This is a genomic window from Streptomyces sp. NPDC001914 (genome assembly GCF_042891215.1).
In the GTDB taxonomy this organism is placed as follows: Bacteria; Actinomycetota; Actinomycetes; order Streptomycetales; family Streptomycetaceae; genus Streptomyces.
The window spans coordinates 422,652-435,644 of record NZ_JBIASW010000005.1; the positions used below are offsets into that span (position 1 = coordinate 422,652).

The 12,993-nt window shown below is 69.7% G+C and carries 12 protein-coding genes; 9 read left to right on the top strand and 3 right to left on the bottom strand.

The window, feature by feature from the left end:
• Positions 1 to 27: 27 nt before the first annotated feature.
• Entirely contained in the window at positions 28 to 1,965 is a 1,938-nt protein-coding gene (locus ACFYYF_RS17440) for an Ig-like domain repeat protein (RefSeq protein ID WP_388776422.1), read from the bottom strand.
• 546 nt (positions 1,966 to 2,511) lie between these two features.
• Between ACFYYF_RS17440 and ACFYYF_RS17445 the strand changes: the two genes are divergently transcribed.
• From ACFYYF_RS17445 to ACFYYF_RS17480, 8 genes are all read left to right on the top strand, one after another.
• A complete protein-coding gene (locus ACFYYF_RS17445; protein ID WP_388776425.1) occupies positions 2,512 to 3,462 on the top strand; it encodes a hypothetical protein in 951 nt (316 codons plus the stop codon).
• A 461-nt stretch (positions 3,463 to 3,923) separates the two neighbouring features.
• The gene (locus ACFYYF_RS17450) at positions 3,924 to 4,655 is read left to right on the top strand and encodes a TauD/TfdA family dioxygenase (RefSeq protein WP_388776427.1); all 732 of its coding nucleotides are present in this window, start codon (positions 3,924 to 3,926) and stop codon (positions 4,653 to 4,655) included.
• On the top strand, positions 4,652 to 5,362 hold the full coding sequence (locus tag ACFYYF_RS17455) for an aspartate/glutamate racemase family protein (RefSeq protein ID WP_388776430.1): 711 nt from the start codon (positions 4,652 to 4,654) through the stop codon (positions 5,360 to 5,362). The genes ACFYYF_RS17450 and ACFYYF_RS17455 overlap by 4 nt, the downstream gene beginning before the upstream one ends.
• On the top strand, positions 5,359 to 6,780 hold the full coding sequence (locus ACFYYF_RS17460) for a DUF6025 family protein (protein ID WP_388776432.1): 1,422 nt from the start codon (positions 5,359 to 5,361) through the stop codon (positions 6,778 to 6,780). The genes ACFYYF_RS17455 and ACFYYF_RS17460 overlap by 4 nt, the downstream gene beginning before the upstream one ends.
• Before the next feature lie 68 nt (positions 6,781 to 6,848).
• Complete coding sequence (locus tag ACFYYF_RS17465; protein WP_388776434.1) at positions 6,849 to 7,583, top strand: hypothetical protein; 735 nt, start codon at positions 6,849 to 6,851, stop codon at positions 7,581 to 7,583.
• Positions 7,580 to 8,581 (top strand): EamA family transporter RarD, encoded by a 1,002-nt coding sequence (gene rarD, locus ACFYYF_RS17470; RefSeq protein ID WP_388776437.1) that lies wholly within the window; start codon positions 7,580 to 7,582, stop codon positions 8,579 to 8,581. The genes ACFYYF_RS17465 and rarD overlap by 4 nt, the downstream gene beginning before the upstream one ends.
• A 300-nt stretch (positions 8,582 to 8,881) precedes the next feature.
• The gene (locus ACFYYF_RS17475) at positions 8,882 to 10,870 is read left to right on the top strand and encodes a YncE family protein (RefSeq protein WP_388776439.1); all 1,989 of its coding nucleotides are present in this window, start codon (positions 8,882 to 8,884) and stop codon (positions 10,868 to 10,870) included.
• Between the two features lie 110 nt (positions 10,871 to 10,980).
• Positions 10,981 to 11,151, top strand: coding sequence for a hypothetical protein (locus ACFYYF_RS17480; protein ID WP_388776441.1), 171 nt, complete (start codon positions 10,981 to 10,983; stop codon positions 11,149 to 11,151).
• Positions 11,152 to 11,216: 65 nt separating this feature from the next.
• Here ACFYYF_RS17480 and ACFYYF_RS17485 read toward each other — a convergent pair whose 3' ends face one another.
• The gene (locus tag ACFYYF_RS17485) at positions 11,217 to 11,351 is read right to left on the bottom strand and encodes a hypothetical protein (RefSeq protein ID WP_388776443.1); all 135 of its coding nucleotides are present in this window, start codon (positions 11,349 to 11,351) and stop codon (positions 11,217 to 11,219) included.
• Between the two features lie 258 nt (positions 11,352 to 11,609).
• Here ACFYYF_RS17485 and ACFYYF_RS17490 point away from each other — a divergent pair, with 258 nt between their 5' ends.
• Positions 11,610 to 11,927, top strand: a complete 318-nt coding sequence (locus ACFYYF_RS17490; RefSeq protein ID WP_388776446.1) for a hypothetical protein — start codon at positions 11,610 to 11,612, stop codon at positions 11,925 to 11,927.
• Positions 11,928 to 11,982: 55 nt separating this feature from the next.
• Here the strand turns inward: ACFYYF_RS17490 and ACFYYF_RS17495 are convergent, their stop codons facing one another.
• Complete coding sequence (locus ACFYYF_RS17495; protein WP_388776448.1) at positions 11,983 to 12,804, bottom strand: helix-turn-helix domain-containing protein; 822 nt, start codon at positions 12,802 to 12,804, stop codon at positions 11,983 to 11,985.
• Positions 12,805 to 12,993: the final 189 nt, after the last annotated feature.

A 12,993-nucleotide genomic window follows, 5' to 3' on the forward strand; every position in this document is an offset into this window, starting at 1 on the left:
GTCCAGCCACCGGTCGCCGCTGCCCCACTAGTTGGAGAAGTACAGGTACTTCCACGAGCCGTACGTCGTCGAGTTGACGGTGTCGCCCGAGTGTTCGTTGATGTACGACGAGCGGATGCGCACCTTGACGCCGGACGTGCCGGGGGACTTCAGGGTCACGGCCGACCTGCCGTTCGTGCCCAGCTTGAAGTACTGCGGGCTGTTGTCGGCGGTCCGCCACGCACCGGCCCGGTAGACCTGCAGGGCCACCTGCTGCATGCGGCCCGGGTAGTACGTCATGGTCGTGGTGAGCAGGGGGTCGGTGCTCTTGTGGAACCAGTAGTACGACGTCGAGCCGATCTTGGCCGTCTTGTAGTGCTTCGAGACGACGGTGGAGTTCTTCACCTGGGCGTAGCCCGTGGACGTGACGGTCCTGGCCTTGAACCGGGCATCGCCCTTGAACACCGCGGTGACCGCGGTGTCCCGGGTCATGTCGATCGTCGCGGAGATGTTGCCGCCGGAGTTGACCGTCCCGGTCTTGACCAGCTTGTTGGGCTTGTCGCCGCCGTAGGGGTTGGCCCAGATCTCGACCGTGCGGTTCTTGTACGTCGTGCCGAGGTGCGCGGTGAACGACACGTCGGTGCCGTAGGCGTACACCTTGCCGTCGTTGTTCAGGCTCAGCGAGGTCGAGGCGAGGGAGACGGCCACCTTGGCGCTCACGGAGACGGCCGAGCGATCGGCGTCGCCGGCGTAGGACACCTTGTAGGTGACGGTGCCACCGGCGGGCGGGGTGTCGGAGAAGGAGAACGTGCCGTCCGGATTCACCGTGACGTCCGGCAGTGTCTTGCCGCTCGGGGATTCCAGGTCGGTACGGGTGACCTGGAGCTTCGTGTCCGTCGGCATCCACGACATCCGCAGTTCCCCGTTGACGGTGAGCTGGTGGGCGCGGGTGGCCGTCGAGGGGGCGTACACCTTCAGGGCCGGGACGTTCCGGACAGGATCGGTGATCGCCGTGAGGAAATAGCCGTCGCCGTCCGTCCCCTTGAGTACGAACAGCCGTGAGGAGTCCGGCGCCCACGTCGTTCCGCCGAGCCCGTTGTACGAGACACGGTGGCTGACGGTCGGGGTGTCCGCGCCGGGCCGGTAGACCGTCACATAGCTGTCGTCGGACTTGGCGAGCAGGCCGCTCGGTGAGACGTCGCCGCTCCACCCGCCGTACGCGTACGAGCCGGCGTCGCTGAGTTTCCCGTCCGCGTAGGCGTACCGGTTCATCATGTTGATCAGCACTTCCGGAGCGCCGGGTACGAGATCGACGTCACCGGCCCCGGAGACCTGGGAGTTGTCGTGGGCGACGAGCCGGGGAGAGGTTCCGGAGACGTCCAGGACCCCCATCCCGCCGCTCGCGTCGAGGCCCGTCGCGGCGAACGCCAGCGTGTCCGGCTTGCCGGGGTCGGAGTCGAGGACCAGGTCGCCGAAGGTGCCCAGACCGCCCGGCAACTGCCCGAGCGTCACGGCGTCGGTGCCTCCCGCCGGGTCGACCGAGCCCAGGCCGCCGCCCTGCGGATCGTCGTAGCCGAACCAGACCCTGCCGCCGGCGAAGGCGAGGTGGCGCGGCCCTTCGGCCGCCGCCACGTCGTACCGGGCCTCGATGTCGAGCGTGGCGGCGTCCAGGGCCAGGATCTGGTGGCTGTCGGGCAGAGCCGCGTACAGGGTGGCGCCGTCGGCGGAGAGGGTCAGGTCGACGACCGCCCCGACTCCGTCCACCGAGTCGACGAGGGCACCGGAGTAGTCGCCGGCCACGATCCTCCCCCGCGCCTGGTCGCCGGCGAAGACCCGGTGCAGGGCGCCGTCGGCGACGATCCCGCCGGGCGTGATGACGACCGCGGTCCCGGCCGCGGCGGCGGGCACGGCCGGGACGGCCATCAGGACCGCCGAGCCGGCGAGGACGGCCAGTGCCGTCGCCGTGGCGACGCTGCGCGTACGCACAGTGGTGATACCCCCATGAGCGAGCCCGGTCGACCGGGCGGACGAGAGCGCCGTACAACCCCGAACGAGGCGGCTGAGCTGCGGTGACGCGGGGTGCGGCTGCTGCGCGCAGCGTAGGGCATGGCAGTGACGGTTGAGGAGGGGGTTGTTTGGGTGATCGTCCGCGCTCCCGCGTCAGTGGCTTCGCGGGGCTGTGGCACGGGGCGTCCCCGCATCCCAGGACGGCGTCTCAGGCAGTGCTCGTTCGCGCAGGTCAGGGTGGGTGGGACGGTTGCGTCGTTGCGGGTTGGGCGGTGGTCGTTGCGGTGGGTCCTCGGTGTCTTCGAAGCTGTGGGTGTCGCACCGGCCGGGGTTGATCGAGGCCCCGGTAGCAGTCCGCCGACGACTCCCACCTCATGCCTGCGCACCGGGCATCCGTGTGCCCATTGCCCACATGTCCGAGTGCCCAAGTGCTCGATGTGCGGTGGTCGGCGGGCGCGTTCGGCGGAAGAGCCGGCACGGACGGGAGCGACCCCATACGGACCACGAGAAGAAGGAAGTCACGACATGAGCAGGAACACCCACGCCCGCCGTCGTCCGGGCCGCCGTTCGGCCGTCGCCGCAGGGCTCGTCCTGGCCGTCGGGCTCGGTGTGTCGACGCAGGTGGCGGCACAGGCCGCCGCCCCCGCCAAGGCTTCCGCCACGGCATCCGCGAAGGCTTCCGCCGGGGCATCCGCGAAGGCCTCTGCCGCGTCGCGGTCGATCAGTGGCTTCAACGGTGACGTGGTGACCCAGGTCGCCGACTTCTACGGGGCCTACATCGACGCGAAGGACGACCCCGCGGGCCCGGACGGCGCGCTGTCCAAGGCGCTGCGCGCCCACTACCTGACGCCGGCCTTCGCCAAGCAGCTGACGGCCTGGGAGACGAAGAACGGCGCGGACGGTGTCCTGAGGGCCCAGAACGTTCCGGCGCGGTGGACGGTGAGCGAGGGCGGCAACGGCCTCGAGGTCGTCGTCGCCCTGACCTACGGCGGCGGGGAGTCGCCGACGACGACGACCAACCTCGTCGTGAAGCTGGACCCGGTCGACGGCATCACCGGCATCCGCTCCACGAACACCGCCCCCGCGAAGGCGTCCGCCGCGGTGCGGTCGGTCAGCGGCCGGACCGGTGAATCGGTCACCCAGGTCGCCGACTTCTACGGCGCGTACGTCGACGCGAAGGACGCCCCCCGGGGTCCGGACGCCGCACTGTCCAAGGCGCTGCGCGCCCACTACCTGACGCCCGCCTTCGCCAAGCAGCTGGCCGCCTGGGAGAAGAAGAACGGTGCCGACGGTGTCCTGCGGGCCCAGAACGTCCCGGTGGAGTGGACGGTGAGCGAGGGCCGCACCAGCCGTGAGATCGACGTGACCCACACCTTCGGCGGCGGGGAGGCGCCGACGGTGACGACTCGCCTCGTGGTGAAGCTGGAGCCGGTGTCCGGCGACATCACCGACATCCGCACCACGACCACCCGCTGACGGCACGCCAGCTCCGCCAGGTCCGCCAACTCCGGCAGGTCCGGCAGGTCCGCCTCCGGCTCCGGCCGTGGGCGGGGACCCGGCAGCACCGACCCCGGCCGGCGATCCAGGCCCTCACCGATCCGGTGGGGGCCTTCGTCCTGCCCGGCCATCCATGGCTCCGCGGCGGTAAGCGAGCCGCTTAGGCGCGAGAGGGAAGGGGCAACACGGCGCGTCTCCGCGGATGCCTTCGTCGCGGACGCACCCGACGCGGGCACGGTCGTACCGTCCTTTCGCAACGGCGTTCCGGCGGTGCCCGCCCGCGCACCCGAGGTCCAAGTGGACGGGGGAGAACAGCAGTCGACATCACCTGCCCGGTCCGCCGGAGACGAGAAGCGTCCGGGAAAGCCCAGAAGCATTGATCTTCCGCTCGGAATTCCGCCCGCGGTTCACCCAGTGGGTTCAACTGAAAGGAACATGCAATGACGCAGCTGATTGCCATGGATCCGATCGACCTGACCGAACAGGACTCGGCCGGCGCCGGCACGGACCTGGTGGCCGGCCGGCTGGCCACATACGGCTGGGCGTATGTGGGTTCCGTCCCCCGCGGCTTCGACTACGTCGGCTTTCTGGGGCAGTTCGGCGACCTCCTGCCGCAGTACCGCGGCGAGAAGGTGTGGGACCTGAAGCCGGAACCCGACATGGACGACGTCTACCACTCCAACAACACCCGGGCCCTCACGCCGCACACCGAAGGCTATGAACTGTCCGGCCTTCCGCCGCGGTACGTGGCGCTGTGGTGCGTCACTCCGTCCTCCGGACCGGGCGGGGAGACGACCCTGGCGGACGGCTACGAGATGCTGGACGGCCTGACGGAGCAGGACAGGGAGTCGCTGCGCGAGCGCCGGTACGAATGGCACTGCAGCGAGGGTCTCGCCCGCCAGGGCGTCCACCTCAGCAACAGCCACCCGGTCCTGGAGTCCCACGCCGGCGTCGACGTGATGCGCTACTCGTACAACAACGTCGCGCGCGTGCCCGACGGACTGCTCATCCCCTTCCTCGAAGCCGGCAAGGAGTTCTTCGATCGCGAGCACTCCTCCGTGCTGATGGCACAGGACGCGCTGCTGATCTGGGACAACTGGCGCATGATGCACTCGCGGAACGCCTTCACCGACCGCGGCCGCCACTTCAGGCGGGTGCTGATCGGAGCATGAGCGCCACACAGGTTGCGGCAGGGACCTACCGCCGGCGGATCGGTGTCATCGCGGGCCTCGGACCCCTGGCCGGCGCCAACTTCTACATGCGCCTGGTGACGGCCACGCCTGCGGGCAGCGACCAGGAGCACCCGGATGTCGTTCTCCTGTCCGACCCGGCCGTCCCCAGCCGCCTCGACCATCTCCAGGGCAGCGGCCCCTCGCCCGTCCCTCACCTGCAGGCCATGGCCCGGCGACTCGAGGCGGCCGACTGCGAGCTGCTCGTCCTGACCTCCGTCACCACCCACGCCTATTTCACGGAGATCGCTTCGGCGGTGACCGTTCCGGTGATCAACGGCCTCACCGCGACGGCGCAGGCGCTGCGGTCCGCCGGCATCGTCCGGCCCGCGTTGGGCGTGACGACGCCGGCCCGGTCGCTGGGCATCCTCGACGCGGCGTTGCGCGAGGCGGGAATGGAGCCGTGCTACCCCGATCCGGAGACCCAGGACGAGATCCAGTCGCTGGTGGAGGCGGTGAAGGGCGGACGCCCGCTTCCCTGGCTCGCACGCGACCTGGACGCCGCCCTGCACCGGGAATGGACCCGGGGAACGGACGCGGTCCTCGTGGGCTGTACGGACATCTCGCCGCTCGTGCCGTACCTGCGGGACGAGGTCCACGACGTGGCGGCGATCCTCGCCGAAGCGGCCCTGGCGGAGGCGCGGCGATGACGGCCGGGGCCGGCTACCGGCTCGTGGCCGACCTCGGCCTGGACAGCGTGCGGGCCCGGCAGGAGTGGGCCGCCCTCGACGCGCGCGAGACCGGCTTCGCCTGGAATCACCTGGCGAACTCGACTCTCCCCCTCGACGAGGTGCCCGGCACCCTGCTCAGGGCCGGTGTGCGCCCCCCTCGCACCGGCCACATCGGGGACTGGCGGGACATCTGGGCCGGGCGCAGCACCGTACTGGACTACAACGCGGTCGTCTGCCGGGACGTCGACGCGGGATATCCGCTCCTCTACGACCTGACCCAGACGGAGACCGCCGCGCTGGACGCGGGGGACACCCTCTTCCAGCCCGGCGCGCTGTTCCACGACGGACGGCGCGAGACCCTGGACCTGCTCCGCTGGAGCGACGGCGGGTTCGTCCCGCACGACGGCGGCACGCCTCTGTTCGTCCCCTTCACCGCGGTGGAGTACGAGGGACGGCGCCTCCCGCTGGCCGCCCTGCACCGGGACCGCAACGGCACGGCGCACGGCCTGCGCTACCACTCCGACCTGCTGCTCCACCACCGTGCCCGCTACCGGGAGCTGCTGCTGTGCCTCATCGACGCCGCCGGGGACGACCGGCGGCTGGGGGCGGTCTTCAACCGTGTCGCGTCCAGGGACGGCCGCCTGGAGCGCCGCCCGGTGACCCGGTACGGAACGGGTTTCCGGGCCGGCGACCAGTATTACCCCGACGCGGAGGCACTGGTCGACGCGAGTCTGATCCCGGCCGAGGCGGCCACGTGCCGGGGAGGGCTCGCGGACCTTCTCCGGAGCGCCCCGCAGGAGGTGCCGCTCGTCTCGGTCGAGGTGGTGGCGCTGTGCCACGCCTTTCTGGGCGCGCACCGGTCACCGCCGGGGCCGTCGGGAACCGGCGCGGCCGAGGTCCATGTCCACTGGGGCGCGCTGGCCATGGCCGGTGCCCCGCCCCGCCGGCGCGGGTACTTCGGCAAACAGGTCAAGGCGGTCCGCTGGATGTACGACGCGGTGGTCGCCGCGTTGCCGTGGACGTCGCCGGTCTACTTCGTACTGGCGCCCGTGGCCCCGTACTTCCTGTGGCTGCCCGAGACCGATCGGGCGGGCCGCGAGGCGCTGGGCGAGCTGGTCCGGCGGACGCTGCACGCGGTGGCCCGGTGGCCGGACCGCCTGGACCTGATGGCCCCGGCGTTCGACCAGGTCCTGGAGGGCTGGGTGCTGGAGGGGCACCTCGGCCCGGAGCTGAGTCGCAGATTCCAGTGGGCGGACCGGGATTCCCCGTACCCCGCGGATGGCGGCTCCCTGCGTCTGACGCCTGTCGACGATGCCGGCCGACTCACCGTCCAGCAGGCCTGCCTCCTGGTCGGCGGACTCACCCGAGCGGCACAGCGCCTACCTCTCCCGGCCTGAGCCTTTCCTTCTTGATCCCCTCGCCCCTGATCCCCCCAGCCCGTGACAGACGAACAGAGGACGTCGAAGTGACCGACACAGCGACCGACACACTGAGCGCCGAGCCGATCCACAGGATCCTCACCACTTCGCGAGACCACGCCGAGTACAGGGACATGTTCGCCCTGGACGAGGCGACCCTCCTCGCCGGTCCGGTACTCGACTGCGCCGCCGGGGCGAGCGACTTCGCGCTCCGCGCACGCGCGGTGGGTGCCACGGTCGTCAGCGTGGATCCCCTGTACGACTCGGCCCCTCACCAACTGTCGGCGACGGTCGTCGACGAGCTGGAACGGGGGACGCGACGGGCGGCACAGGTCCCCGACCTGTACGACTTCTCATGGACCGGCGGGCTGGACGCGTACCTCGCCCGCAGGCGGCACGCCGCCGAGTCCTTCCTCGACGACTACGCAGAGAACTGGTCGAGGCCGGACGGCGACCCCGGTCACTATGTCGCGGCAGCCCTGCCACAACTCCCCTTCAAGGACGGCTCCTTCGCCCTGGGCCTGGTGCCCAACCTGCTGTTCACCTACGCCAACCTCTTCGACCGGGCCTGGCACGCGGCGTCCGTACGGGAGATGCTGAGGGTCGCTCCCGAGGTGCGGATCCATCCCGTCACGGACACCAACGGACGCCCGTACGGCGAGCTCGCGCTCCTCCTGGAGGAACTGGCCGCCGACGGAATCGACTCCCGTCTCATCGACGTGGACTACCGGCTGCACCAGGGGCCCAGCCAGACCCTCGTATGCCGGAGCGCGCGACGATGACCCCCCAACGGCAAGGAATGGCGGCCGCCGTCGCGGCCTATGCGGCGTGGGGGCTGTTCCCCCTCTACTGGCCGCTGCTCAAGCCCGCGGCCGTGGGCGAGATCCTCGCGCACCGGGTGGCCTGGTCCGCGGTGGTGGCGGTGCTGCTGGCGGCGGTGTGGCGGCGAGGCCCCGCGATCAAGGCCGTACTGAGGTCTCCCGCCCGGCTCGGACTGATGAGCCTCGCGGCCGTGCTGGTGGGTGCCAACTGGGGCATCTACATCTGGGCGGTCAACGCGGACAAGGTCGTCGAGACGTCGCTCGGCTACTTCATCACCCCCCTCGTGACGATCGCCCTGGGAGTCGTCTTCATGGGCGAACGGCTGCGCCGCGCCCAGTGGGCGGCCGTCGCGCTGGGCCTCGTCGCGGTCGTGGTCCTGACGGTCGGCTACGACACGGTGCCGTGGACCGCGCTGTCACTGGCGGGGACCTTCGCGACGTACGGCGCGCTGAAGAAGAAGGCGAACGTGCCGGCCCTCGAAGGCTTCACGATCGAGACGGCCGTCCTGTTCCTGCCGGCCGTGGTGGCGGTGACGGCCTTCCAGTCGACGGGCAGCGGCACGTTCGCCGACCGGGGCCCGAGCCACGCCCTGCTCCTGGCGGGCGCCGGCCTGGTGACCGCGGTCCCCCTGCTGTGCTTCGGCGCCGCCGTGGTGCGGATGCCGCTCTCGCTGCTGGGGATGGTGCAGTACCTCGCACCCGTCTTCCAGTTCGTTCTCGGCGTCCTGCTCTTCGAGGAGCCGATGCCCCTCGCCCGCTGGCTGGGCTTCCTGCTGGTCTGGGCCGCCGTGGTCGTCCTGCTCACGGACTCCTGGCGCCAGCACATCCGGCACCGGAAGCAGACACCCGGCGGCATCCCGGCCCATGTCGGCCGGACCGTACCTCCCCCGCGTGGAGCGCTCGGCCACGGCCCCGGCACGCCCGCGGCCGCTCGGGATGCGCTTCTGGAAGCCCGCTAGCCGGCGCTGATTTCTCAGCACCGGGCCTTACCTGCAATTCAGCTGTCGATGTGGCCGGATTTGAACCCACGACCTCCTCGTCCCGCACGCGCGATCTACGACCCGCCCGACCCCGATCGCAGCGATCCGAGTGCGCGCCCGCCTCAGAGAAGGTGCCCGGCTCCCGGGTGACAGGCAGTGGACCTGCGGGAACTTGCACAGGTGTGCCGTACAACCCTGGAGGGACTCCAGGGGTCTTGTGGACATCCTGTCTTCCTAGTGGGGGTTGGCATCACTGTGCGTGTGCGCAGCATTTCGGCCGTGACAGCGCTCGCGGTCTCTCTCGGTTCTGTCGCGCTGATCGGGTCGGCGGCGGGCTCCGCCGTCGCCGACACCAGCGCCGCGCTGCCGATCTCGTCCAGCGGCGACATCATCGTGGACGGCGTTCACCGGCGGGTCTTCATCAGTGACCCGTATTCAGGCAAGGTCGTCGCCACCGACTACGACGGCACCGTCATCGGGACGATCACCTCGCTGCCGCAGGCCGACGGCCTGGAGCTCTCCGCCGACTCGGCAACGGTCTACGTCGCCGTGCCGGGAGCCGATGAGATCGTGGCCGTCGACACGGCGACGCTCACCAAGACCGGGCAGTACGCGACGGGTGACGGCACCGATCCGCAGCACCTGGCGTTCGCGGGCGGCAAGCTCTGGTTCGGCTATGGCGGCGTCGGTCACGGCAACATCGGCTCCCTCGACCTGTCCGGCGAGCAGCCGCAGGTTTCGCTCGCCCAGGAGGCAGAGGGGACCTGGAAGGACGCTCCCCTGCTGGACTCGACACCCGGCGCTCCCGACACCCTGGCGGCCGGCTCGCGCCAGTACTACTTCACGCTCGGCATCTACGACGTGTCGTCCGGGACGGCGGGCCGGACCGCGTTCCTCGGCGGGCAGGACGCCGCCATCGGCAACACCGCGGAGGACCTGGCGCTCACCCCGGACGGCACGGAGCTCGTGGTGGCCACCACGACAGGCGACTACCAGCAGGTCTACCGGACCTCGGACCTGTCGGAGACCATCAGATATCCGAGCGGCCACTGGGCACAGCGGTCGGTGGACGTCGCGCCGGACGGCCTCGTCGCGGTGGGCACCGACACCCACGCCTACTTCAGCCTGCCCCACGTGTCCGTCTACAAGCCGGGCGGCACGACCCCGAGGCGGACCGCCAACTTCACCGACGAAGTGGGTGGAGTCGCCCAGCAGACCCTGCTCGACCACGGCGACCTCGCGTTCGCGCCCGACAGCAGCCGGCTCTTCGCGGTCACACACGGCTTCAACAACAAGTACAGCCTGCGCGTCGTCACCGAACCCGGCAAGGCCGCCACCACCGTCACGGTGAACGCTCCGGAGACCGCAGTCCGTGCCAAGTCGCTGACCGTCTCCGGCAAGGTCACGAACACGCTCGGGCTGCCCGAGGGGAGCACCGTCGCGGTGACCCGGACGGACCTGGAGTCCCCGAACGGCAAGGCGCTCCCGGCCGCGACGGTGAAGGCGGACGGGACCTACTCCTTCACCGACACCCCGCCCGCGGGCAGCAAGGTCACGTACAAGGTCTCGTATGCCGGAGGCGCCGATCGCACGGCTGCCTCCGCCTCGGACACGGTCGAGGTCTCCCGGACCTCGCCGACCCTGACCGTGAACAAGAACGGCAACGTCTACGACTACGCCAGCAACGTGACGTTCACGGCCCATCTCGGCACGACGTACAAGAGCCGGACGCTCTCGCTCTACGCGGACACCGCGGGCGACGGCAAGGGCAAGTACCTGGTCAAGACCGGCACCGTCAACAGCGCGGGCGACCTGTCGGTCACCCTGCCCCTGAAGCGCGACACCACGGTGAGCGCGTCCTTCCCCGGCGATTCGCGGACCGCCCCGAAGACGGCGTCGAGCTGGGTGGGCGCGAAGGTCAAGGTGTCGCTGAGCCTGAGCCGCCACTACAAGACGGCCACGGTCAGCGGGCACACCAGGTACTACTTCCGGAAGACGACCAACCCGCTTCTCACGACCACGATGACGGCCTACCCCAGCCGAGCACAGAAGCTGGAGTTCCAGATCTACTCCGGCGGAGCCTGGCGGTCGGCGGGTTACAACTACTTCAACCTCGACTCCAGCGGCAAGTCAGTGGTGCAGCTGGGCGGCACGCACCAGACCGGCTACTCGATGCGCGTGCGGTCGTCCTACATCAACAACTCCTCGAACGACTCCGTGAACTCGACGACGCACGGCTCCTGGAAGTACTTCACCTTCACCAACTGAGGCCCCCCGCAGGCCCGGCGCATCGGATGACGCGCCGGGCCTCGGTCCCTGGTCCGGGCTGCGAGACGGCGGCGCACCAGGGGCGAGGATGAGTATCGGAAGGGGCAGTCGTGCAGGACGACGATGCGTACTGGTGGGTGATGCCCGCTGTCGCGGCGGGGTTCACTGTGGTGTTCGGTGCCGTACTGCTGCTCGTGGTCACGGTTTGCTTCATGGGGACCGACTGGGTCCGCCAAAGGCGGCGTCGCCTTCACGAAGGAGAATCCGACAGGTCGGCCTGAGCAGGGGGTTGCCGCCGGGCTGATAGGCAGCGGGCTGCCGCTGATCGAAGTAGTGCCAGATCGCGCTACGACGATCCCTCGTCCGCGGCGTCCCGCTGGAGGAGATCTCCCGACTCGTTGGGCACTCCGGGCACGGCCGTCACGAAGGAGGTCCACCGGAAGCAGATCCGGCCCGTGATCGAGACCGGTGCCGTGGCCATGGACGGCACCTCCGGCGCCGACTCACGCGGGTCCCAGGCACTCGGGAATCGATAGTCACGCCGGCAGACACGCAGCAAAGCCAGAGGGCCCTTATCGATCCGATAAGGGCCCTCTGGCCTGCTACTTAGCTGTCGGGGTGGCGGGATTTGAACCCACGACCTCTTCGTCCCGAACTATGGGCGGGAAGGGTGCTGAGGTCTGCTCGGCTACTCAGACAGTCGGATGGGGATGTAGGCGGTCAGCTCAGGTCGCGGTGGTTGCTGTACTTCGCTGCTGTACTTTCGCTTCGCAGAGCCAGCGAGAGGGGCACGGCTGTGAAACGGACATACCTTGGCCGTGAGGAAGCGGAAGACCTCATAACGAGGATCACGAACCTGGAGTTCGTGGAGGACGAGGAAACGGAGTACCAGCAACTTCAGTTGCTGAAGCGGGGGCTGGGGTGCGAGCACATCACGAGCCTGATCTTTTTCGCAGACCCGGAACTATCACCCGCAGAAATCGTGGACAAGGCACTTGCCTGTCAGCCCTTCGTCGCGGGCTCCTCCGGCATCACCCCGGGCAGCGAGGGGCACTAGGTGTTCTGTCCACGGAGGTTAGGGACGGCGGCTGGTCCGGCCGCGGCGCCGGATGCTACGGACCGAGGTTGCCGGTGAGTTGAGCTAGTTTCTGCTCGGATGGGCTGCCGGGCTCGGCGTGGTGCACGACGAGGAGTTGGCCTTCGATACCGGCGAGCAGGAGACGTTCGTAGCTCAGCTCTAGCCGCCCCACCTGCGGATGGTCTATCTGTGCGGCGCCGGATCCCCGGGGGCTGACGTCGTGGCGGGCCCAGAGACGGCGGAAGGTCTCGCTGTCTGCGGAGAGTTCATTCACCAACTCGACGATGCGTGGATCACCGCTGTCCGGGCCGATGAGGGCGCGCAGGCTGGCGACGACACGGACGGTCATCTCGCCCCAGTTGAGGTAGAGGGAGCGCATGCGCGGGTCGAGGAATGCGGACCGTACGGCATTCGTGCCTGGCTGGTTGCTGGGCGAGAGCGCCATGGCCAGGGGGTTGGCTGACAGGACGTCCATGTAGCGGTTCAAGACCACGGCAGGGGTGCTCGCCCAGGCCGTGTTGATCAGTTGCTGGATGCCGGGAGGAACCCGCTCATCGTCGAGGGTCGGGCTGTCGAGTCGCGGAGCGGGGGCGGCCAGCGCGTGCAGGTGCCGGGTCGCGTCCAGGTCGAGCTGGAGGACGCGGGCGAGGGCGTCGAGAACGGCCGGTGACGGGTTCTGGTCGCGTCCTTGTTCCAGGCGCAGGTAGTACTCACTGCTGATGCCGGCGAGCAGGGCGACTTCCTCGCGGCGCAGGCCGGGCACGCGGCGGCGGCCCCCGCCGGGCAGACCGACGTCCTTGGGGTCAACGAGGTCACGACGCGCTCGAAGGTAGTCGCCGAGGTGGTTGGCACTCACCTGCCCCACAGTACGAGGCATGGCGCCCCCAACCTGGTCGACTCCGCTGGCTGATGATCCGTTGCTGGGTTTCCTGGTCCTGGCACTACCAGTGTTGACACGGCACTAGCTGGGGTCGAGACACGGAGCAACGATGGCAGGGTCAAACGGTACGGAACATCCCGATTTTCGTGCGCATGGCCCGATCCG